General features: G+C 59.3%; 11 protein-coding genes. 4 read left to right on the top strand and 7 right to left on the bottom strand.

Features of this window, described 5'->3' with window-relative positions; all coding sequences use genetic code 11:
* Positions 1-45: 45 nt before the first annotated feature.
* The gene (locus NJLHNGOC_RS03200; protein ID WP_113595073.1) at positions 46-645 is read right to left on the bottom strand and encodes a TetR/AcrR family transcriptional regulator; all 600 of its coding nucleotides are present in this window, start codon (positions 643-645) and stop codon (positions 46-48) included.
* Positions 646-887: 242 nt separating this feature from the next.
* Here NJLHNGOC_RS03200 and NJLHNGOC_RS03195 point away from each other — a divergent pair, with 242 nt between their 5' ends.
* The 3 genes from NJLHNGOC_RS03195 to NJLHNGOC_RS03185 are packed head-to-tail and all read left to right on the top strand — an operon-like array spanning position 888 to position 6,736.
* Positions 888-2,075, top strand: coding sequence for an efflux RND transporter periplasmic adaptor subunit (locus tag NJLHNGOC_RS03195; RefSeq protein ID WP_113595072.1), 1,188 nt, complete (start codon positions 888-890; stop codon positions 2,073-2,075).
* A 6-nt stretch (positions 2,076-2,081) separates the two neighbouring features.
* Positions 2,082-5,237 carry an efflux RND transporter permease subunit gene (locus tag NJLHNGOC_RS03190; protein WP_113595071.1) on the top strand — a complete coding sequence of 1,052 codons (3,156 nt, stop codon included), beginning with the start codon at positions 2,082-2,084 and terminating at the stop codon, positions 5,235-5,237.
* Complete coding sequence (locus tag NJLHNGOC_RS03185) at positions 5,237-6,736, top strand: efflux transporter outer membrane subunit (RefSeq protein WP_113595070.1); 1,500 nt, start codon at positions 5,237-5,239, stop codon at positions 6,734-6,736. The genes NJLHNGOC_RS03190 and NJLHNGOC_RS03185 overlap by 1 nt, the downstream gene beginning before the upstream one ends.
* Before the next feature lie 262 nt (positions 6,737-6,998).
* Here NJLHNGOC_RS03185 and NJLHNGOC_RS03180 read toward each other — a convergent pair whose 3' ends face one another.
* From NJLHNGOC_RS03180 to NJLHNGOC_RS03165, 4 genes are all read right to left on the bottom strand, one after another.
* Positions 6,999-9,218 carry a S9 family peptidase gene (locus NJLHNGOC_RS03180; RefSeq protein ID WP_113595069.1) on the bottom strand — a complete coding sequence of 740 codons (2,220 nt, stop codon included), beginning with the start codon at positions 9,216-9,218 and terminating at the stop codon, positions 6,999-7,001.
* Complete coding sequence (locus NJLHNGOC_RS03175) at positions 9,215-11,137, bottom strand: M61 family metallopeptidase (protein ID WP_113595068.1); 1,923 nt, start codon at positions 11,135-11,137, stop codon at positions 9,215-9,217. Before NJLHNGOC_RS03175 ends, NJLHNGOC_RS03180 begins: the two co-directional genes overlap by 4 nt.
* A 170-nt stretch (positions 11,138-11,307) precedes the next feature.
* Positions 11,308-13,383, bottom strand: a complete 2,076-nt coding sequence (locus tag NJLHNGOC_RS03170; RefSeq protein WP_113595067.1) for a M13 family metallopeptidase — start codon at positions 13,381-13,383, stop codon at positions 11,308-11,310.
* Between the two features lie 255 nt (positions 13,384-13,638).
* Positions 13,639-16,086, bottom strand: coding sequence for a TonB-dependent receptor domain-containing protein (locus NJLHNGOC_RS03165; protein ID WP_206059693.1), 2,448 nt, complete (start codon positions 16,084-16,086; stop codon positions 13,639-13,641).
* A 170-nt stretch (positions 16,087-16,256) separates the two neighbouring features.
* Here NJLHNGOC_RS03165 and NJLHNGOC_RS15830 point away from each other — a divergent pair, with 170 nt between their 5' ends.
* Positions 16,257-16,424, top strand: coding sequence for a hypothetical protein (locus NJLHNGOC_RS15830; protein WP_165837830.1), 168 nt, complete (start codon positions 16,257-16,259; stop codon positions 16,422-16,424).
* Positions 16,425-17,166: 742 nt separating this feature from the next.
* On the opposite strand, the gene NJLHNGOC_RS03160 is transcribed toward NJLHNGOC_RS15830, so the two are convergent.
* Together NJLHNGOC_RS03160 and NJLHNGOC_RS03155 are read right to left on the bottom strand one after the other, a co-directional pair.
* Entirely contained in the window at positions 17,167-20,166 is a 3,000-nt protein-coding gene (locus NJLHNGOC_RS03160; protein WP_239021311.1) for a TonB-dependent receptor plug domain-containing protein, read from the bottom strand.
* Positions 20,167-20,454: 288 nt separating this feature from the next.
* Positions 20,455-23,106, bottom strand: coding sequence for a M1 family metallopeptidase (locus tag NJLHNGOC_RS03155; RefSeq protein ID WP_113595064.1), 2,652 nt, complete (start codon positions 23,104-23,106; stop codon positions 20,455-20,457).
* Positions 23,107-23,399 lie beyond the last annotated feature (293 nt).

Genomic DNA, 23,399 nt, shown 5'->3' with positions numbered 1-23,399 from the left:
GACACCCCGCCGCCATCGCCGCGTCATGCACGCGGCCCCCGTGGGTCAGGCGGGGTGAATGCTTTTCAGGCCCGACAGGAAAATCCGGACGGCCATGCCTGTCCGCTGCTGGATGGCATCGCAGGTAAGGGGCTTTTGCGCACAGCCCAGCGTTTCGAAAATGAAATCGCCCACTGTCATCCCGAACAGCATTTTTCCCCATGACCGGACGTTGGTGCGGGCATATCCGTGCTGCCTGCAATAGGCCTGCAGCCACGTCTCCAGCGCATTGTCGTCACCGCCGGTTTCCAGCGTCGCGATGATTTCGCGCACATCCTCCGACTCAGAACTTTCCGTGATGATCGCCCGGATCAGGGAAATACGGTCCGGGCGCAGGATCGTGCGCGCCAGATCGATCAGCAGGCTGGTCAGTTCCTCTTCCGCCGTCGTGGCCTCGGGCGCCACCTGTGGCCTTACATCGAACAGGCGATCACGGATCAGGATCTGGAACAGTTCCAGCTTGGACGGAAACATCTTGTACAGCGTACGCTTGGACATGCCCGAACATTCGGCCACCTTGTCCATCGATGCACCATGATATCCGTGCTTTTGCAGGACTTTACACGCAGCCTCCAGGATACGTTCACGCCTGACGCATTCCTCCATCTCCGGGGGGCGGCCGCAACGCGGCTTTTCCTCGGCAGGGGAGCAGACTGCATCCTGCAATTTATGGCTGTTGCTGTTTTCCATCACCTCGCCCAGTTGCGTACGCCCTGTCACCACAGACGGCTTGACCGCCTTATGAAGACGATATAGTTTTCATTCCCTAGAAAACCAAGTGGTTTCTTTTTCCTTCCGTCTCCCTCGGGCACGTCGTGCATGCTGCATTCTGAAACAGGATTTTTCCGATGTCGTGGCAGACAGACTGCAAAGGCAAGGTCAAAACTTTGAAAAGCCAGCGTTATTTTCAGGCCATCGCCCCGGCCGCTGTCCTGCTTGCCCTTGCGGGCTGTAACCGCAGGGGAGCCCCCCCTGCGCCGCCCCCGCAGCAGGTCACCTTTGTTACGCTCAAGGCGCAACCCGTTGAAATCACCACCACGCTGCCCGGTCGTACGGAGGCCTTTGAAATCGCGCAGGTCCGCCCGCAGGTCAGCGGCGTGATCGAACAGCGCCTGTTTACCGAAGGTTCGGACGTCACCGCCGGACAGCAGCTGTACCAGATATATGCCGCCCCGTACCAAGCCTCCTATGATTCGGCAAAGGGGCAGCTGGTGCGCGCGCAGGCGGCGGAGATGACGGCGCGCGCGAAACTCAACCGCTACGGACCGCTGGTGCGCGCCCATGCCGTCAGCCAGCAGGATTACGACGATGCCCTTGCCGCCGAAAAGGAAGCGCAGGGCGAGATCCTGACCGCGCAGGGGCAGGTCGAACGCGCGGCCGTCGATCTGGGCTATACCAAGATGTATGCCCCCATCACCGGACGGATCGGGCGATCGCTTCTGACGGTCGGTGCGCTGGCAATTGCGAACCAGAACAGTAACGTGGCAATCGTGACGCGGCTGGATCCCATCTATGTGGACGTCAACCTGCCGGCCACCGAACTGCTGCGTTTCCGCCGCGAACTGGCACAGGGACGACTGCAGCGCAACGGGAACAACACGGCAAGCGTGTCGATCCAGCTGGAGGACGGGACGAAATACGAACATCCCGGCAGCATGGAATTTTCCGAAGTCAACGTCGATGAATCGACCGCCACGGTGATCGTGCGGGCAATCATGCCCAACCCGGACAAGCTGCTTCTGCCGGGCATGTATGTCCATGCGCAGCTTAAGGAAGGCACCGACCCCAGGGCGCTGCTGGTGCCGCAGCAGGCGGTGCAGCGCAATTCGCATGGCGACCCGCAGGTCTGGGTCATTGATGCCGCCAACAAGGTCAGCCTGCGCCCGATCACGGTCGGGCAGGCCATTGGCACGGACTGGCTCGTGACCGACGGGCTGAAAGGGGACGAGCGCGTGGTGGTCGAAGGACTGCAGAAAATCCACCCGGGCGACACCGTCACGCCGCTCGATGCGGCCGCCCCGGCCAAGGCAGGATAACGCCCCATGTCGCTGTCGCGCTTTTTTATCGACCGGCCCGTCTTCGCATGGGTGATCGGCCTGATCATCATGCTTGTCGGCGGGGTCTCGATCTTCCGGCTGCCCATCGCGCAGTATCCCAGCATCGCCCCGCCACAGATCGCCATATCGGTGACCTATCCCGGCGCGTCCGCCAACACGGTGAACGATACGGTGGTGCGCCCGATCCTGCAGCAGATGTTCGGTCTGGACCATCTGGAATACATCTCCGCGCAGTCCTACGCATCGGGTCAGATGGAAATCGACCTGACCTTCGCGCAGGGCACCAACCCCGATATCGCGCAGGTGCAGGTGCAGAACAAGCTGCAGCTGGCCCAGCCACGCCTGCCGCAGGAGGTCACCGCCCAGGGGCTGAGCATTACGAAGGCCGTCAAGAACTTCATGATGGTGATCGCCTTCATTTCCACCGACCACAGCATGAGCGGCGCCGATATTGCCGATTACGTATCGTCCAATATCTCCGACCCGCTCAGCCGTGTCACGGGCGTGGGCGACCATACGCAGTTCGGCTCCGAATATGCCATGCGCATCTGGCTGGACCCGAACAAGCTGTACAAGTACGGCCTGACGGTAGGGGACGTGCAGACCGCGATCCAGACCCAGAACATCCAGGTTTCGTCGGGTGAACTCGGCGGGGTGCCTGCGGTCAATGGCGCACGTCTGGACGCGACCATCATCGGTCCGACGCGCCTGAGCTCGCCCGAGGAATTCGGCAGGATCCTGCTGCGGGTGCAGCAGGACGGATCACAGGTGCGCATCCGTGACGTGGCGCATGTGGAACTGGGGCCGCAGACCTATAATACCTATTCCGCCTATAACAACATGCCGGCATCCGGCATGGCGCTGAAGCTTGCCCCCGGGGCGAACCAGCTCCAGACCGAAACGGCGGTGCGCGCGCAGATCCATGAGCTGGAGCAGTTCTTTCCGCCGGGGCTGAAGACCGTCTATCCGCTTGATACCAAGCCGTTCATCGTCCTGTCGATCCAGGAAGTGGTCATCACCCTGGCCGAGGCGATCGCACTGGTGTTCCTGGTGATGCTGGTGTTCCTGCAGAACTTCCGCGCGACCCTGATCCCCACGATCGCGGTTCCGGTGGTCCTGCTGGGGACGTTCGGCATCCTTGCCGCGCTGGGTTTTTCCATCAATACCCTGACCATGCTGGCGATGGTGCTGGCGGTGGGCCTGCTGGTGGATGACGCCATTGTCGTGGTCGAGAATGTCGAGCGCGTGATGACGGAAAAGAAACTCTCCCCCGCCGAAGCGGCGCGCCAGTCGATGGATGAAATCTCGGGGGCGCTGGTCGGCATCGTGCTGGTGCTGACGGCGGTGTTTCTGCCCATGGCCGCCTTTGGTGGTTCGACGGGCGTGATTTACCGGCAGTTCTCCATCACCATTGTCGCGGCCATGTGGCTTTCGGTCGTGGTGGCCATGATCATGACGCCCGCCCTGTGCGCCACCATGCTCAAGCCCGGTACACATGAAAAGACGACGGGGGCCGCGGGCTGGTTCAACCGGCATTTCACGCGCCTGACCAATGGATACCAGAACGGCGTGCGCCGCGTGCTGGGACATACGGGCCTTTCCATGCTGGTGTTCGTGGTGATCACGGCGGGCGTGGGCTGGCTGTTCATGAAGCTGCCGGGCGGCTTCCTGCCTGATGAGGACCAGGGCCTGATCTTTGGTCAGATCACCATGCCGCCCGGCTCCACGCTGGAGGAAACGGCGGCCGTCAACACCAAGGTCAGCGATTACATCCTCAAGACCGAAGGCCGGAATGTCGAATCCGTCTATGCCATGAACGGGTTCAACTTTGCCGGGCAGGGCCAGAGTGCCGGCGCCTTCTTCATCCGGCTCAAGGACTGGGACGAACGCCCGGCGGCGTCGCAGACATCGACGGCGATTGCCGGGCGCATCATGCAGCATTTCTGGGGCGACCCGGTGGCGCAGATCTTTGCCATCAACCCGCCTGCGGTTCTGGAACTGGGCAATGCCACCGGCTTTGACCTGGAGCTGGAGGACCGTGGCCACGTCAGCCATGCCCAGCTGCTGGCGGCGCGCAACATGGTGCTGGGGCTGGCGTCAAAAGACCGCCGGCTGGCGGCGGTGCGCCCCAACGGCATGGAGGACGCGCCACAGTTCCATCTGGATATCGACCGCGAAAAGGCGAACGCGCTGGGAATCAGTATCGCCGACATCAATACCACCATCGAGGGCGCACTGGGTTCGATCTATGTCAACCAGTTCATGCGCGATGACCGTGTGAAGCAGGTCTATATCCAGGGCGAAGCGGATTCCCGCATGATCCCCGACGACCTGAACAAATGGTATATCCGCAACGCCACGGGCGGCATGGTACCATTCAATGCCTTCGTTTCAGGACAGTGGATCGTGGGGCCGCAGAAGGTCGAGGATTATAATGGCCTCAACGCCTTTGAAATCCTCGGCCAGCCCGCATATGGCTACAGTTCGGGTGACTCGATCGAGGCCATGAAGGAAATCCTTGCCAAGCTGCCCCCCGGCATCGGTTACGAATGGACCGGTCTGTCGTTCGAACAGATGGCATCGGGGTCCTCCACCGGGCCGCTCTATGCGCTGGCGCTGGTTGTCATCCTGCTCTGCCTTGCCGCCCTGTATGAAAGCTGGGCCATCCCGTTCGCCGTGCTGCTGGTTGTTCCGCTGGGCGTGCTGGGGGCGATTGTCGCGACCCTGCTGCGTGGCATGGCAAATGACGTCTATTTCCAGGTCGGCCTGCTGACCACGGTGGGGCTGGCGGTCAAGAACGCTATTCTTATCGTGGAATTCGCCAAGGCGTTTTTCGAAAATGGCGCCACGCTGGAAGAATCCGTGCTCGAAGCCGGGCGTGAACGCCTGCGGCCCATCCTCATGACCTCCATCGCGTTCGTGGTCGGCGTGTTTCCGCTGGCGATCGCAACGGGCGCGGGTTCGGCCGCGCGTGTGGCCATCGGCACCGCCGTGGTGGGGGGCATGCTGACGGCGACGCTGCTGGCTGTCTATTTCGTGCCGCTGTTCTTTGTCGTGGTCCTGCGCCTGTTCAAGGTGCGCCGCCTGAGCAAACGCGCGCAACCTACCACAGCCCCTGAAATCCCGGGGGGAGAACACTGATGAACAAGTCTTCCCTTCGTGGTGTGGCGCTCGGCGCCATAACGGCGCTTGTCACGGGGTGCACCATGATCCCGCATTACAAGCGGCCCGTGGCCCCGGTTTCCAAAAGCTGGCCTTCCTATGCGACCACAAGCCAGTCGGTCATGGAAAACACGCTGGCCGCCGACCTAGGCTGGTCGGAATTCTTTACCGATCCGCGACTGAAGGCGCTGATCGCCATTGCCATCCGTGACAATCGCGACCTGCGGCAGGCCGCGGCCAACGTCCGCCGCGCGCAGGGGCAGTTCGACATCCAGCATGCCGGACTGTTCCCCCAGATCGGCGGCAATGGGGGCGCGATGTTCCAGGGACCGTCCCGCGCTGCGGGTCTGAGCTTCGCGCCGGGTCTGGACGCCGGGTCCAACCCGCCCATGTTCAAATATTTCAACATGGGCATCGGTTTTTCGTCCTATGAAATCGACCTGTTCGGACGTATCCGCAGCCTCTCCCGGGAGGCGGCCGAACATGCACTGATGCAGCGCGAGAATGCGCGCGCCATGCTCATCAGCATCATTGCGCAGGTTGCGAACGCCTATATCTCGTGGCTGGGGGATCAGGAGGCCCTCAAGCTGTCGGAAGCCACCATGAATTCGCAGAAAGCCACCCTCGACATGGTCCGGGCCAGGTTCGAGCATGGGGAGGCAGACCAGCTCACCCTGCGGCAGACCGAAACGCAGGTGGAACAGAGTGCTGCCTTCATGGCGGATTCACAGCGCCGGGTGGAGCAGGATACGAACCTCCTCACGCTTCTGATCGGCGCGCCAATTCCGGACAACCTGCCGCCGCCGCGTCCATTCGGTCAGCAGACCCTGATGCAGGACCTGCCACCCGGCCTGCCGTCCGACGTGCTGGAACACCGCCCGGACGTCATCGCGGCGGAACATGACCTGAAGGCGGCCAATGCCGACATCGGCGCGGCAAAGGCGGCGTTTTATCCACGCATCACCCTGACGGCATCGGACGGCATCAGCAGCCTGCAGCCACATCGCCTGTTTACGGCGGCCGGGACCACATGGGGGGTTTCCCCGCAGCTGCAGGTCCCACTGCTGAGCTGGGGACAGAACAGCGGTAACCTCAAGGCGTCGCGCGCGGAACGGAACGTCAAGGTCGCGGCCTATGAAAAGACGATCCAGTCGGCATTCCGGGAGGTGGCCGATGCGCTGGCAGGGCGTTCGGCCTATCATTATGAAGGCGAGCAGGTTGACCAGCTTGTCACGTCCTCGGCCGATGCTTACCGGCTGGCGAAGATGCGGTACGAGGCCGGGACGGATTCCTATCTGACCACCCTTGAATCACAGCGCTCCCTGTTTCAGGCCCAGCAATGGCAGATCTTCGTGCTGGTTTCGAAATACCAGAACCTGGTCACGCTTTATCGTGCGCTGGGGGGCGGATGGACTGAAAAGACGGTACAACAGACCGCCACGGCATCCCCCGGATCTTCTGACAGGAAGAAAGGATAGGGAGGGGACGTCCGTCATCCTGTTTCATGGATGCGGCAGATAAAAAAAACCGCTGACGATCGCAAAAGATCGTCAGCGGGATCGGTCTGACTGCCTTTTTTTCGGGAAATACAAGGATCATGGAAACCCTGTATCGATGTCCTTTCCCTTAGGGACTGGGTGAAAAGGCAAGCCCGACAATACAGAGATGCCGCCTTTTGCGAAAAAAGGCGGCATCCAAAAACTTTTGTTATTTTTTAGCAGGTTGTTTCCAGACAGCCCCTTATCCGGATTTGCCGGAACGTACTGGCGGCAGGTGATCTTTCAGATAACGCATGCGGGCGATCGAAACATTGGCGCGCAATATCGGATCCGAAAGCATATGCGTCCCCGGCAGCAGCATCAGGTCATACGGACGTCCCGCCGTGATCAGGGCACGCGTCAGTTTCAGGGTATTGATGAAATAGACGTTATCGTCCGTCACCCCGTGGATCAGCATCAGGGGACGGGACAGGTTTGCCGCATATGTCAGAACATTACTGGTCCGGTAGCCCGCGACATCCTGATCCGGCAGACCGAGATAGCGTTCGGTATAGGCGGTATCGTAATCGGAAAAATCGACCGGCGGCGCGCCGGCCACGCCCGCGCGGAACAGTTCGGGATGCCGCATGACCGCCATGGCGGTGAAATATCCACCGAATGACCAGCCATAGACACCAACACGGTTCATATCCATCTCGGGGAACTTCTGCCCGAGGGCCTTCACCCCGGCGACCTGATCCTCCAGCGGCGCATCGATCAGGTCATTCCTGATCGCGCGTTCCCAGTCCCGATCACGACCCGGCGTGCCTCGGCCATCCAGACTGACGACAATGAAGCCCTGATTGGCCAGGCACTGTTTTTCCGCATGCATGCGCGGCGCGCGCAGGACTTCCTTGTATCCCGGCCCGGCATAGACCGACAGGATGACCGGCAGGCGCTGCCCGCGGCGGAAATTGACGGGCCTGACGACCATCGCGTCATATCCCTGCGCCCCGACCGTCAGGAACTGCATGTTGAATGCCGGAAGGGCCTGCGCCACGTCGGGCAATGTCGCCGTTATCCGGCCGTCATGGTCCCGCAGCGCGACATGCACGCTTCCATCGGCGGCATTGAACCGGTCGATAAATGCGTCATGGCGGTCCGATGCGAAATGCACCTGATGCAGCCCGGCATCCGTCGCCAGCGGCGTTATCGCCCCGGTATCCAGATCCTGCCGATAGACGGCCGTTCCCATACGATCCGGCGTCGCCGTAAAGGTGATCGCATGATGCGCCTCGTCAACATCATCCAGCGAGGCAAACGGCAGGTTCGCAGGCGTCAGCACATGGTCGAGCGTACCGTCCGCATGCCGCATCTCCAGCTGCCATTTCCCGCTGCGTTCCGATGCCCACAGGAAATGCTGTCCGTCCTTGAGCCAGTGGGGCAGGGACAGGCCCGAGGTCCGGGCAGTGGGCGCGATATTCACCCATGCCGGATCATGTTCCGCCAGCAGTTCGGTCGTCCGCCCCGTGCGCGGATTGACATCCAGCACGCGTTCCTCGCTCTGCGCGCGGTTCATCACCACCAGCGACAGCCGCCCGGTCTCCTTCGACCAGACCACGCGCACGACATAGGGATAGGCGTTGTTGTCCCAGCGTATCCAGCGGGTATGGCCACCATGCCGCTTTATGATGCCCAGACGTACCCTGGCGTTCGGCGTGCCTGCCTTGGGATAGCGAAAGGCAACCGGCGCCGTCGCGGGATTTTCAGGGTCCGCAATGTAATGCTCCTCCACCCCCGAAAGGTCCGCTTCCTCATAGACGAGGGAACGGCTGTCGGGCGACCACCACATGCCGTCGTGACGATCCAGTTCCTCGGCCGCCGCGAATTCCGCCACGCCATGCGTCAGGTCCGGCTTGCCGCCGTGCGTGACCCGATGGGACTTCCCGCTGTCAAGCGCTATGACATGGACATCATTATCCTTGACCGCGGCGATATAGCGTCCATCCGGCGACAGACGCGGCGCGCCCCACTGATCACCCGGCAGCGCCGTAACGCCGTGATCGGTCAGGTTCACCTTCAGCAGCCGCCCCGCCTGACTGGCGATGGCGGACCTGCCGTTGTCGGCCACTTCGAACGCGGTCACGCCAGTCATCGTCAGGCGTGCGCGTTCGCGCCGGGCCTTTTCCTCCACCGACAGGTGTTCGTCCTTTGACGCCACATGCGTCAGGGCCGTTTCCTGACCGCTTGCGATGTCATAAAGCCACAGCTGCAGGGCGGTATCGCGTGGTCCACTGCGCAGGAACAGCGCGCCACGCCCGTCGGGCGTGAGCGTCGCGTTACGTGGCAGACCCAGCGAATATCCCTGCGTGGCGGCACTCTGCGCAAAACAGTCGAGCGAGGTATCGGCCGCCCGCGCCCCGCCATGCCATGTCGCCAGCAGCAGGCTTCCCATCAGCAGGTTGCGTGCCGACTGCCTCATTGTGCAATCGTCCGGGGCTTGAGGATATCGGCCAGCATGTCTGGCGTATTGGCGATACGTTCCAGACGGGGATAACGCAGGCCTCCGTGATAGGGGATGGAAACCGTCTTGTAACGGTCACCCGCGCGGATCAGCAGGCGGATCGGCGCACTTCCTGCCGCGGTCGCCGCGGTGATCGCATCCGACAGGGTATCCCCATCATATGCCAGATCGTTAACGGCCACGATTTCCTCATCCATCGTCAGGCCAGCCTGCCATGCCGGGCTGTTCCATTCGACGTTCAGCAGCTTGCCCTTCTGGTTGATGGCGAAGCCGAGGGAGAAGGTGTAATCGTTCATTTTCAGCAGCGCCTGACGCGCCGACTGGTAGGCGGAGGGCTCCTTCGCGTAAACCAGCCTGTAGCCACCGCGCGCCAGCCCCTCAAGCGGCGCGTGCTGGGTCACCACATCCACGCGGTCATGCAGGAATTTGGCCCAGTCGTACGGCTGCACCGCGTTGAGCGCGGCAATCATGTCCTCGCGGCGGTAGGTATGCGTCACGACGCTGCCGTCATCAACGCCAAAGAACTGCCGCGCCACGTCATCCAGCGAATGCTGCCCGTGCGAAAGCTGACGCAGGAGAGTATCGGCCTCCAGCCACAGCAGCTGCCCTTCGGAATAGTAATCCTCGCTCCGCTGCCAGCTGCGCCATGACAGGGAGGTACGCCGCGCGATCACGGGATCATTGGTCGTATCGACCAGCGGACGCCACAGCCGGCCGGCACGCCCGTCATAGGTCGCCGCCACCAGCGCAATCGCATCAAGCACCTGCGGCTGGGTCATCAGGCCACTGCGCGCGGCGAGGACATATCCCCAGTACTGGGTCTGCCCTTCGTAAATCCACAGCAGGGAGCCGCGATGCGGAGTATTGAAATCGGCCGCCCACAGATCCTCGGGGCGACGGAATTTGCCGTTCCACGAATGGGTGAACTCATGCGGCAGCAGATCGCGGAAGGGGAAGGTCTTGTCCCACTTCGTGAAGTAGCCACGCGGACCGCTGTTTTCGCTGGACTGATGGTGTTCAAGCCCGATACGGCCCAGTTCTTCCGTCAGGGCGAGCAGGAAGTCATAATGTTCGTAATGGTGGGAACCAAAGACCGCATTGGCCTGCAGGACCAGGTTACGGTGCGCCTGGATCTGGTCCGGCGTTGCCTCCAGTTCCTCGGGGCGATCAGCTATGACGTTAAGGGCCACCGGCGCGCCATGGGCGGGCGTCAGGTCGAAACGACGGAAGTAATGCCCGGCGAAAACGGGCGAATCAACCAGACGGTCAAACGACGTATCCTGAAACGTGACGCTGTCCCCGGCGGCAGCACCCGCGCGCGGGCGCAGCGCGGTGCCATACTGCCACCCATGGGGCAGGACCAAGGTGGGGGACACCGTTATGTCGCGGGTATAATATCCCGCCGGATACAGGGCGACCGCGTTCCACTGCACATTGAGCATATCGGGCGTCATCACCACGCGTCCGACCTCTGGCGACACGGGGGTCAGGATCTGGAAATCCAGCGTTACGCTGCTCGTGCCGGCGGATACCGGAATATGAAAGGCACTGACGTCAACCGTATCGCGAAGCCATGCGACCGTCTGGCTGCCCGCATGGACGGACAGGCCGCCAAGCTGCGTGATCGGGCCGGTGGGGGAATGATCGCCGGGCAGCCACATCGGGTAACGGACCACCAGATCCCCGCCATGGGCGGAAAGTTCGGACGGGACCGGAACCGTTTCATGAACATTATAGATGTGGCGGGCAAGGTCGGTTCCGTCCACCTTCAGCGTGATGGTGCCCGGCATATGCACGTCACGGGCGGGGGGAACCGCCGGGGGCAGGGCGAGCTGCTGCGGAGCGGCCGCGCGGACCTCCGCAGCGGCTGCATTCATTGCCACGAAAACCGCCAGTCCTGACAGGCCTGTCAAAAGAATAGACCGCAAAACGCATACTCCAGAAATATTGCACAGGTCATTCCGAACATCAGAAACCGCCCTCCCTGACGGAACAGGGGAAACATTCCTGCTTCCATCAGGAAGGGGCGGCCATCACATTCGGGTAATTACCAGATTTTCACACGGGATTCCGGCTTGATGTACAGCGACTGTCCCGGCTGGACATTCCATGCCTTGTACCACGCATCAATGTTATGCATCGGCATGTTCACGCGCGCGCGCGGCGGGGAATGCGGATCGGTGATGACGCGCTGGCGGATCGTGTCATCACGCAGCTTTTCACGCCATACCTGCGCCCAGCCGAGGAAGACCCGCTGTTCGCCGGTCATGCCATCGATGACCGGTGCCTTCTTGCCCTTGAGGGAGGCATGATAGGCATCCAGCGCAAGCGTCAGCCCGCCAAGGTCGGCAATGTTTTCGCCCATCGTCAGCTTGCCATTCACATGCACGCCCGGCAGGACCTCGAACGCGTCGTACTGGGCCCCGAAACGCGCGGCAAGCTGGTTGAAGCGTTCCTCGTCCTTTTTGGTCCACCAGTCACGCAGTTGCCCCTTTTCGTCGAACTTGCGTCCTTCATCGTCAAAGGAGTGGGTCATTTCGTGGCCGATCACGCCACCGATCGCCCCGTAATTGACCGCCATGTCCGCCGACGGGTTGAAGAAAGGCGGCTGGAGAATGGCGGCCGGGAAGACGACTTCGTTAAAGACCGGATTGTTGTAGGCATTGACCGTCTGCGGCGTCATGTCCCATTCGTCACGATCCACCGGCTTGCCAAGATGGTTCAGCCAGTAATTCCACTCAAACGCCACGCCCCGCGCCGAATTGCCATAGGCATCGTCCTTGTGGACGCTCAGACCACTGTAATCACGCCACTTGTTGGGATAGCCGATCTGGATCGCGGAACTTTCCAGCTTGCGGATGGCGGCCTTGCGGGTTGCCTTTTCCATCCATCCATTGTGCTTGAGACGGATCCGGAACGCAGCCTTGAGTTCCTGTGTCAGGCCCACCATCTTGTCGTGATAGGGTGCCGGGAAATACCGGCTGACATAGACCTTGCCCAGCGCCATGCCCATGGCTTCGCTGGTCGCATGTCCGGCACGCTTCCACCGCGCGGTCAGCTGGGGCTGTCCCGACAGGACGCGGCCATGGAAATTGAACGACGCATTGACGAACGCGCGGGGCAGGACCTGCGCCGCATTGTCGGCAAGGTGGAAAGCCAGCCATGCCTTCAGCGTCTTCATGTCCGTCTGGGCAAGGATATGCGCCTCGGCCGTGATGGCTGAGGGTTCGCCGACAATGATGTTGTCCGAATGAATGACGGCATCGGGAACGCCTGCGGCCTGCAGATAGGCCAGCCAGTCGAAACCAGGCGCCTTTTCCTGCAGGGCGGCCAGCGTCATGGGGTTATAGATCTTGTCGGGATCGCGCATGTCCTGGCGCGCCCAGTGCGCCTGCGCCAGCGAGGTCTCGAGCTTTACGATCGCGCTTGACGCGCCGCGCGCATCCGGCCAGTGGATCAGGTTCAGAACCTGCGACACATAGTTCTGGTAGGCGGTCTTCTTGGCCTGCATCTCAGGCTTGAGGTAATAATCCCGGTCCGGCATGCCCAGGCCAGCCTGATCCAGCGTCAGGGCGTATTTCGTGGGCGTACGGGCATCGGGCTGGATGCTCAGCGCGAAAGGCGTGAACTGGTATCCGTACTGCGCCGTGCCCGACAGGGTGGCAAAATCGGCGGCACTTCCGATCGCGCGGATTTTCGACAGGTCGTCGGAAAGGGGACGGATGCCCCGCGCCTCTATGGTCTTTTCATCAAGGAAAGTTGCGTAAAACGTTCCCAGCTTCTGTTCGATGGTCTGGGGATCCTGCACGGGATGGGCCGACAGTTCCTCCAGAATGGTTTTCACCCGCGTGCGCGACAGTTCCGCCAGTTCGTTGAACGGCCCGTACGACGTCATGTCAGGGGGAATGACGATATTGCGGACCGCCGTGCCATCCGCATATTCGAAAAAGTCGTTTCCGGGTGCGACGGCCGCGTCACGACCGGCAAGGTCAAAGCCCCAGCTTCCGAAATTTTCGGCCACGTTGCTGTCCGAAGCGGCAAAGGATGTCCCCGCGCCGCAGGTCGCCAGCAACGTGGCCCCCATCAATCCGGCGCGTATCGTACGTCCTGTCTTACCTGCCATTATATCTCTTCCCTGTTGCGAGAGCATGATTGAGCCGCGACATTTTGACCTCAAAATGGAATCACGACAATACGCCCACACATATAAGAAACCTGAAGTTCACATCGGGAAACGCATATCTGAAAATGGGACGTATCATATTCAAACAACAGACTTTCCACCCGGCGTGAGGATTCCACGATCATCATTATCCGTTGTTGATTCGTATCGATAATCACAAAAAAAAGCGCGACCCGTTCCCGGATCGCGCCATGATCAGAACTGCGCGGAGACAGATCCGAAGAATTCTCGTGGCGCCGCCACGTAAAGGATGGGATTGTCATCCCCCTTGAGGCTCGCGGCCCCATACACGCCGCCGATGTAATTCTTGTTGAAAAGATTGGTAATCCCGAACGTCGCCTTGATGTTGCGGGCAAACCCGACCTTGCCAAAATTGTAGCTGCCGTTGAGGTTTGACGTCCAGTAAGCCGGGATATACTGGTCATTCAGATAGGTGAGGGGACGCCCGCCCGTATAGGTCGCGTTGAAGTTGAACATGGCGCGACGCCAAGTATAGCTCAGGTTCGCCTTGTACATGAACTTGGGATAAAAGACCTGATGCTTTCCCTTCAGGCTGGTGCCATCAATGCTGCCCTCGTAGGTCGCATCGTTCCAGCTGAAGCTGTTCGTGATCTCCAGCCCCTTTACCGGACGCACGGCCGCCAGCACGTCAGCGCCATTCATTGATTCACGGCCAACGTTTCCGACCTCACTATACTGATTGGTGGTCGGGCCAGATGTAATGGTTGCCAGACGGTTGTAATAATCCGTGTGGTAAAAATCGACGCTGGCGGTCAGCATCTTTGAATTGTAGCGATACCCCACGACATAGTTCCAGGTCCGTTCCGGACGCAGCGTTTTCTTGTTCGCATTGAAAACCGACTGGGCCGGGTTGGATGCACTTCCCAGACCACCCCAGACGGTCCCGCTGCTCTGCTGGGTGGAATAGTCATACGCACGCATGTTTTCGGCGATATCGAAATAGATTTCGTGATTCTGCTTGAAATGATAATCCCAGTTGAAATGCGGCAGGAACGCGTTCGCTGCGGTCATGCTGCCATTCGCCGGATGACTGTAATAGGTGTTCCAGTCCGCAAGGCCGGCCGTATCATCCATCTTCGTGCCGCCATGCGTCGTCTGCAGCAACGACCGGAAACCGGCGTTGATGGTCATGCCGGGAATGATATGATAGGTATCCTGCAGGTAAAACTGGAATGTATTGGTATTAAAGGCATCCGAATACCAGGTAGATGCCTGACTTGCCCGGAAATCGCCAACCGAATTATGGGCCTGGTCCACGCCGTCTTCATACAGGCGCATCGGGTACGAATAATCAACGTTTTCATACCATATGCCGGTCTGGATATCGTTATCGTGGACCTTGATATCAAAACTCTGGGTAAAGCCGATGCGTTGCGTGCTCATGTGGCCCGTTTCCATCGCCATATCGACGCCAGAGGTTGGCGAGACGAGGTACGGGTTTGTGCCACTATAGTCGCCGCTGGACACATGGGCATAGGCCACGGTCTTGGACGTCACATTCGGGAACAGCTGGAAATCCGCCGTGACAGCCGACAGGTAATTACGCTGCGTCTGCGTGCCGTCATAGGCATAATCGCCGATTTCGTCATTCGTCAGGATGCCCTGAAGATTGGCCGGAACGCCACCATTCTGGGCATAATAGGCGTATTCCTTGGCCAGGGCGTAATTGGGTTTCAGGAAAGTCGTGTTCCGGCCCTGTGTTTCCCAAAGACCCTTTGTCAGGCCCATGTAGTTGTACTGTTCAAAATTGGAATAATCGAAAATCGCCGTTATCTTGCCCCGATCCCCGACAGGCTGGACCAGCTTGAAATTGGCCTGCTGTTCCAACTGATAGCCAAAGCCTTTCCACAGATCCTGATCGGTCCGGGCATAGGACGCATAGAATTTCGTGCCGGTCGAATTCAGGACGCCACTGTCAACGCGGCCGAACGTGCGGAAGGCGTTATAGCTGCCGAACGTCTGTCCCACACGTCCGCCCGCCTTGCTCAACGGATCGGATGTGGTGTAGGTCAGCGCCCCGCCAAGATTTTGCGCGGATGGCGTATCCACGGCGCCAGCCCCCTGAGAGACCGTCATGCCTGAGAGGTTTTCCTGAATGACGGCTTCATCAACGGTCAGGCCGTTGATGTTTCCGAACCCCTGTTCGCCCATGGGAATGCCATCAAGGGACGCGCCGACCTGATTACGGCTGAACCCACGGATATAAAGGGTATTCGCCACGGTATCGAGACCAAAGGCATCATCGGAAGCGAAGCTGACGCCGGGCGTTGTCATGGCAAGGACCTGATTGGGGCTCGTGCCTTCGACGAAATGGTCCATCTGCTGACGCGTTACCGCCTGCACCGCCCCGTGGGAGCGGATGCGCGACACGCTGACCTTCAGGGTCTCGGGGGCTGAATGGGGAGTAGCCGTACTCTGGCTACGGGCAGGGCGGCCATGCACCGCCTGTCCTCCAGCCGGCCGATGAAGACGATGGGCTGTTGCAGCAGTGGATGTGGTCTTTCCTGCCTGCGTCGCAGCCATGGCGGCAGACCCAACCGACAGCAGCCATAAAAATGCAGAGCCTGCCAGCACTGGCCGACAGGACAGACGAATTTTTTCCCGCCTCGCTATATTTGGCATAGAGGACTTTTTCCAATCACAGCCATGACGTGATGCCGCATCGGATCACTCCGTGTCCTGCACCGTCATATTGTTGATATTCACGCCACGGCGTGAGGAAAAAGTACGGAACGTCTTACTCATTATCCCCCCTCGTACGGCATTGCCGGCCACCGCAGCATGATTTCACGATGAAAATCATTACAGGGTCAGAAGAGGGAAGATTCAACGCAGAAAAAAGACAGCACCAACCAAACGCGCCTTTTGTGTTCAAAAAGCAACATCCGTCAGTCTATCTTGCAAAATATCAGATGCAATTTTCATGGATTTTTCCGCACCATGCTGGCGCGAGAAAATAACCTGTTATCCGGCTGTTATTTTTATCCCTTCCAAAATATGCCTTTTATATTTTTCAATCATATCAGAGAACCAAATCAAAAAGAAAGATAAATTCTTATTCCACAATCGCATCAAAACGATGCATCGGCTTACCGTTTTGAAAAAACAACGTTTTTTCCGTTAAACCAATATCCTTCCTGCCACAAAAAATTCACAAAAGCTTTGTTTTGTGACGTCCTGCGCCCGAACAGGGCTAGCCAACAGGGAAAAAGTAATATCCTGAACATCTTATGAAATTTCCACGAACATAAAATATGAAAAATATGTTTTGAAGTTAATGATATTGCAAACTTAGCGAGGCGGCGCACTTTTGCCCGTGCTCGATTCATTTGAATTTCGATTTAATACGCACGTCTTGGCAAAAATATCGAATGAACAATTTGCTTCCTCGATGCTCGAAAAATAGCCGAGCACAGCTTTCAGATTGTTCAGTTGCCAGAGGGAAGGGAAAGGAAGTCCCTGACAGGAGAGAAAAAGTATCTTTGCTTATCTCGATCCCGGGATCGCCCGTCGCAATGCCGGGTCTGTCGCGCCAGGTTTCTGTCTGTTGTTTCCACCCATCCAACTCGTCGCTGGGCAGGCGGCCGGACCTTCATATGAACGACCCGGTCGATCCCGCGTTTCAACGGGGCATGAAAGAAAACAAAAATAATCCCGGGCTTTCGATCGCTCGAAAACCCGGGATATTTCAACACATTCCGATCAGAGTTTTACGTTAACGCCGAACTGGAACGAGCGGTAGATGACACCCTTCTGCGACCAGGAAGAGTTGTAGAGGTAGGAACCATAGGTTCCGAAGTCATACGGAGAGCGGAAGCCAAGCAGGTTATACACGTTGGCATAAACCGACCAGCGACGGTTGATGTTGTAGTTAACCGTCAGATCCACATCCCAGTAGTTCTTGACATGGCACTGGCCCTGCGGTGAGAAGGAGTTAGCGGACGGCACGACCGAGTTGGCGCACGACCCACGGGTTCCAGGCCCCGTCGCATCTTCAGCAACGGTCTTGTAGCCACTGGTGTAGTACACGGTCGGCGTTACGGACAGGTTCCTCCAGCTGAAGGTGTTCTGCCAGTTCGCACGCCAGCGCGGCGTTCCCGAACCCGAGGTGATTTCCCACGGACCTTCAGTTCCCGCGAAGTGTTCAACCTGGCCATTGGGCAGGGTCAGGTTAAAGCTGCGGACATACGTCGCTTCACCACGGCTGTACCAACGGATGTTATGCAGGAAGCCCGGCAGACGACGGCTGGCGTCGATATGCAGGTCAACACCATCGGTCGTGAGCTTGTTGGTGTTGACATAACCCATGTTGATGATGCCCGGACGGACCGGAGCATTCGGGTGCAGCGTATCAACCACGTCAGGCGTGACCGTAACACCGGCCGGCAGCGCCTTGCCCGTCACGTAATCTTCCGCAACCGTATCATACGACACGGGGTTGGGGGCGATGTAGTTAGACTTCTGGATGTAGTAGTAGTCCGCCGTCAGGCTCAACCAGGGGAGGGGACGGATAACCGCGCCACCCGTGAAGTTGGTGGAGATTTCAGGCTTGAGGTCAGGGTTGCCCGACGTGTTCAGCCCCATGCTGTAGGACTGTGCATACGAGTCAGCCGTCCCGTTGGCGTTCAGATGCTGGTTATGCCACGCAGGATCCTGAATGGTGTAGTTCACGTAACCAACGTTCGCACCGCCCGTTTCCGCGAAGCTGGGCACGCGGAAGCCGCGGGAGAACGTGCCGCGCAGGGTGAACTGCTTGACCGGCTTGAAGTTCACGCCAACCTTTGGCGAGAAGTGGCTGTAGCCTTCCGAGTAATGGTCATAACGACCAGACACGTCGACGTTCAGCATCTTCACGATGGGAATGCCAACTTCGAAGAAGCCGGATTCAACCCAACGGCTGCCGTAAGCATAGAACGGGTTGATATAGCCCGCGTACTGCGCCCCGGGATCGGACGGGTTTGATTCGTTCGCGCTGGGATCGTTCAGGGATTCATAACGGACGTTGGCCCCGATCGCGAGGTCAACCATACCACCCGGCAGACGGAACAGGCCCTTGCTGAGCGAAACTTCGCCCGAATATTCCTGCGTCTGGGCATGCATCACGTTCTTGGGCGCGATCGAATTCAGGACCGACTTCGAATTCGCGGACGGATCCATGAAGTTATAGGTGCCGTTTATGATCGCATCTTCGATGCCATTGATCGTCGGAACGCCGGTGATGGTCTGTTCCAGATCGGTGTTCATGCCAACAAAGTTGGCATCATATTTCCAGTCCGAACCCCAGTTGGAATGCGCGGTGCCGTTATAACGCACGGACCCACGGAAGTTCTGGCTGTACTGGCTGGTTCTGGGAACCATGCCGGCAAAGGCATATTCCATTTCCGCCGCCTTGCCCTGGGAGGCATACGGATCGTTGGGGTTGAGCTGACCATTGGGCAGGTACGCCGGAATGGGCACGCTCAGCGTATTCGCCAGTTTCGACTGGGTGTAGTTACGCACGGTGTCATAGCTCAGCGGATCGCCGGAATACTGCGACAGGGCCTGCGAGTAGGTGAACATCGCAGTCAGCTGGGAATGCGAGGTTACGTTGGCGGTGAAATGCGCCGTGGCTTCGATACGGCGGAGCGACGGGGCGATCTGGCTGTAATCATGGACGCTGTCCACAGTACAGGTCGTGCTGGTGGAACCAGCCGGCGTGCCCGTGACATAGCCCGAAACCTGCTTGCCCCTTGCGCAACCCGCTGACGGGTTCAGCAGCTGCCATGGGCCCGTTCCGCTGTTGCCGCCATCGCTGGGACGGACAACCGGGGTCGTGGTCGCACCGAAGTTCTGGATCGAGCCATCGGACCCAAGGGCGTTGGTGTCACCGTTGGTGCCGCCGATACCGGTCAGGTTGCTCGAGCTATAGGGATAACCGACCTGACGGTTATACAGCGCGTCATCCTGCTGATATTCGGAGTTGATGTAGAAGTTGTAACCATCGCGCTCAAGGTCGCCATGACCATAGGTCGCGTAAAGACGCTGATGCCCCGCGTCCCCGCGCTGGCTCACGCCGCCTTCGGCATTTCCTTCAAAACCCTGGATTTCCTTACGGGTAATGAAGTTGATCACACCCGCGACGGCGTCAGCACCGTATGTCGCGGAACCACCGTCGTTCATCACGTCGATCGTCTGCATGATCGAGGATGGCATCCAGTTGGTGTCGACGAAGTTACGTTCGCCGTCATCCGACAGCGGGTAGTAGGAAAGACGCTGCCCGTCCATCAGGACCAGGGTGGAGTCAGTACTCAGTCCACGCAGCGACGGGGCCGACGCGCCACCGGCGAACGCGCCGTTGGCCGAGAAGGCGTTCGTCAGGTTGCCCGAGCCGTTGGAAGCCAGAAGCTGCAGGGCGTCGGTAACCGTCTTGATACCACGCTTCTGCATGTCGCCAGCAGTGATGTGGGTAATCGGCGATGCGCTCTGCAGGTTGGGATCATGCAGCAGCGAACCGGTCACGACGATGTTTTCGGAACGCGGAGCAGGGTTGCCGGAAGCATCCGCCTGTGCCTGCGAAACCGCGGCCGCACCGGTGGAGGTCGCGGTGGTGCTCGTCGAGCCCGCGTTCGTAGTTGCCTTCTTTTTGCTTTTTTTGACAGTCACCTTGTTGTCGGTGGTTTTCGACGCAACCGTCTGGGCCTGGGCATAGGCCTGCGGCCACATCAGGACCCCCAGAGAAACGTAGGCCAGCAAGAAACGTGAATATCTAGAATCTATCGACAGCCTGCGTGATGATTTGAACATTAGCAATTCTACTCCCTACGACATCCAGTCGACAGCTAACACATGCATACAATTTGCGATGCGCCGATGGGCGAATTATCGGTGTTCTCATTACACAGTCGAAAACAATCCCGTTCAATAAGAATATACTAAAGTGTAACCTTACCCCACATTGTGTTGCTCAAAGACAACACAATGTGGGGCACTCTTTTAAGTTTACATTGGTTTTTATTTAACGTTGTTGGACTGCATCCACTCCGTCAGGTCAGTACGTGCCCGGCCATAGATCTCGGCGTTGGACCGTATCTTGTCCGCAGCCTGCCGTGCTGCAACGAGGCTCCCGCGTGAGGAGTTGCTTGAAGGATTTGCCAGAAGGGCGGTTGCGATATCAGGATTCACGCTCTCCCCCGCCACGGCGGGAAGCAGTTTTTCCTGCGACCAGGGGGCCAGAAGCTTCCTGATGGCATCCTGATTCTTCAGGACGATATCCCACACCTGATCGGGGTGCCCGCTTCTGCGCGCGACCGTGGCCAGGGACATGACGATGCGCCCGTTGGGAATGATGCCACTATAGGCCAGGGCGACGCTGCGCTGCATCAGCGCGGGATCATGCGCCGAAGCCAGTGCGCCGAAGAAACGAAGTTTCTGTTCGGTGTCCGGCGCCTTGCGGATGACCTTCTCGATCTGGTCGTACGTTTTTTCCGTCGCCTCGCTGCCGACGATAACGGCAACCGGCTCAATCAGGCTGGACGGCAGGGAGTTCTGGTTCTTGAGATATTTTTCGAACCGGACCTGCGCTTCGGCGATGATGTCGCGATCCCCGAACTGACCCAGTGCCCGAATCACGCTCGGCCGCAGCAGCGTGTCGGTAAAGGGTTCGTCCGCGCGTACGTTCCAGCCCAGACGCTGCATCTGGCCCTGCAGGACGGAGCGGGCGAAATCATGGAACTGCGCCTGCGCCGGCGTGCCGGTCATCATGGTGTCGAGCGCCATCAGGTGCGAAATCGTATCCTGCCAGACGGCGATATCGTTTTCATGCGTGGCGGGCAGGTTGGCCACCAGCGACAGATAATCCTTCAGCGACGCCTGACCGGACTGGAACAGGGCGAATTCGTCGCCAAGGATGTTGGCGCGGTCCGCCGGCCCGAAAGAGGCGAAATCCTTCTGCAGCAGCGCAAGCGAGGCCGCGTCATAGCGCGTGCGGTAATACCCGTTTTCGCCAAGGTTGATCTTTACCGCCTGGTCACATCCCGCGACGCGCAGCGTGACGGGGGACTTCCCGAGGACGATTTTCTGCACGTTCGCGTCCGTGGCGGTACCGGCGACAACGGGGACCTTCCACTTCAGCGGCGCGGCATGCGGGTCATGGATGCTGAACCGCCCCTGCGTCAGGGTCAGGACCGTGTTGCCACCGACACAGCGGCGCGCCACGTTGACCTGCGGAATGCCGGGCTGTTCCACGAACGTGCGGGCAAGGGGGCCGACATCCTGTCCCGAAGCATGCGACAGCGCCTTCCACAGGTCGTCGCTGGTGGCGTTGCCATAGGCATGGGCCTGCATGTATTCGCGCATGCCGTCGCGGAACCGGTCTTCGCCCAGCCAGTTCTCGATCATGCGGATGACCTGCTCACCCTTCTGGTAGCTGATGCGGTCGAACGCGCTGCTGGCTTCGCTGACATCGTGAATGGTCTGCTGGATCGGATGGGTGGTCGACTGCGCATCCAGCGCCATCGCCGCTTCACGATCGGAATGCTGCCGGGGCCAGATTTCCCATCCGGGATTGAAATGATTGGTGGCCTTTGTTTCCATCCACGAAGCAAAACCTTCGTTCAGCCAGATGTCATTCCACCATCCCATGGTCACAAGGTCGCCCGACCACTGGTGCGCCATTTCATGCGCCACCACCAGATAGACCCATTCCTTGGTTTCGGGAGAACTGTGCTTGGGATCGAAAAGGACCGCATTGTCGATGAAGGTCATCGCGCCCCAGTTTTCCATCGCGCCGGCTTCGTAATTGCCGGGAATGGCGATCAGGTCCAGCTTGGGCAGGGGATATGAGACACCGAAATACTGGTTATAGTACGGCAGGATCGCGGTTGCCGCACCCAGCGCGTATTCGCCCTTCTTTTCCTCACCCGACGGGGCATAGACATTGATGGGGGTCGCGCCAGCCATGCCATGCACCGCGCCCAGATCGCCCGCAACCACCGCCAGCAGGTAGCTGGACATGCGGGGGGTCGTCGCGAAATTGACGTATTTCGTGTCGCCCTTTTCCTTGGAAACCGAGGTGACGGGCATGTTGCTGACAGCGGTATAGGAACGCGGTACCCGCACGCTCAGCTGATAGGTCGCCTTGAAGGACGGCTCATCCCAGCTGGGGAACATGCGACGGGCGTCGGCGACCTCGAACTGGGTCACCAGCATCCGCTTCTTCTTGCCCTTTTCGGTGCGGTAGTCATCGTAATAGATGCCATTGGGCGTCTGGGGGATCGGCCCGCTGTAACGGATGGACAGCACGTGCTTTCCAGCCGGAAGCTGTCCCGGCACCGGAACGGTCAGCGTGGCGGTCTGCGCGGTTTCGTCCTGAGTGACCTGCAGCGGGGTGCCATCAACCGTGGCAGCCTCCAGTTTCAGTCCCGCCTGGTTGAGCACGATCCGTCCCACCGGGCTTGTCACGGTAAGGTCGATATCCTCATGCCCCTTCAGCACGAGGGCCTTCATGTCCGTATCGACACTGATGCGATAGGCTGACGGAACGACGCTCCGTGGCAGGCCGCCCGGCGTCAGATCGGAAGAAGAAGCGGGAGCGGCTGCCTGGGACGGGGAAACGCATGCGATCCCCCCTGCGACCAGGGTAAATACCGACAATATATGACGCATTGAAAATTTACCTGACGCGTCGTCATCTGCGAAACGCACAATATCTCTCCTTGCGGAATGTCATTTCCATTCCTGTCATAGACATAAACCGTTACGGTTCCATATTTTTTTATGTGAAATTCATTAAAATAAATACAGCTCCGCCCGCGTGTTCCGCGAAATCCGGCCGTCCACGACCTTTCATCGCAGGCTTGTGTTCCCGTTTTCCTCAGGGGCCAGCAGGGCAGGCGCGCGCCATTTTCCGATCTTGTGGACAGGGGACGTTTTGACCGTTCGGAATAACGGGTTGCTAT

The sequence above is a fragment of the Novacetimonas cocois genome (assembly GCF_003311635.1).
GTDB lineage: Bacteria > Pseudomonadota > Alphaproteobacteria > Acetobacterales > Acetobacteraceae > Novacetimonas > Novacetimonas cocois.
Note: the sequence above shows the minus strand (reverse complement) of the source record. Positions and strands in the feature narration are given on the sequence as shown.

Bases quoted from the DNA above. Each gene is read 5' to 3' on its own strand.
- NJLHNGOC_RS03200 (WP_113595073.1), bottom strand. From the start codon at position 645: ATGGAGGAATGCGTCAGGCGTGAACGTATCCTGGAGGCTGCGTGTAAA.
- NJLHNGOC_RS03195 (WP_113595072.1), top strand. From the start codon at position 888: ATGTCGTGGCAGACAGACTGCAAAGGCAAGGTCAAAACTTTGAAAAGC.
- NJLHNGOC_RS03190 (WP_113595071.1), top strand. From the start codon at position 2,082: ATGTCGCTGTCGCGCTTTTTTATCGACCGGCCCGTCTTCGCATGGGTG.
- NJLHNGOC_RS03185 (WP_113595070.1), top strand. From the start codon at position 5,237: ATGAACAAGTCTTCCCTTCGTGGTGTGGCGCTCGGCGCCATAACGGCG.
- NJLHNGOC_RS03180 (WP_113595069.1), bottom strand. From the start codon at position 9,218: ATGAGGCAGTCGGCACGCAACCTGCTGATGGGAAGCCTGCTGCTGGCG.
- NJLHNGOC_RS03175 (WP_113595068.1), bottom strand. From the start codon at position 11,137: ATGAATGCAGCCGCTGCGGAGGTCCGCGCGGCCGCTCCGCAGCAGCTC.
- NJLHNGOC_RS03170 (WP_113595067.1), bottom strand. From the start codon at position 13,383: ATGGCAGGTAAGACAGGACGTACGATACGCGCCGGATTGATGGGGGCC.
- NJLHNGOC_RS03165 (WP_206059693.1), bottom strand. From the start codon at position 16,086: ATGCCAAATATAGCGAGGCGGGAAAAAATTCGTCTGTCCTGTCGGCCA.
- NJLHNGOC_RS15830 (WP_165837830.1), top strand. From the start codon at position 16,257: ATGAAAATCATTACAGGGTCAGAAGAGGGAAGATTCAACGCAGAAAAA.
- NJLHNGOC_RS03160 (WP_239021311.1), bottom strand. From the start codon at position 20,166: ATGTGGCCGCAGGCCTATGCCCAGGCCCAGACGGTTGCGTCGAAAACC.
- NJLHNGOC_RS03155 (WP_113595064.1), bottom strand. From the start codon at position 23,106: ATGCGTCATATATTGTCGGTATTTACCCTGGTCGCAGGGGGGATCGCA.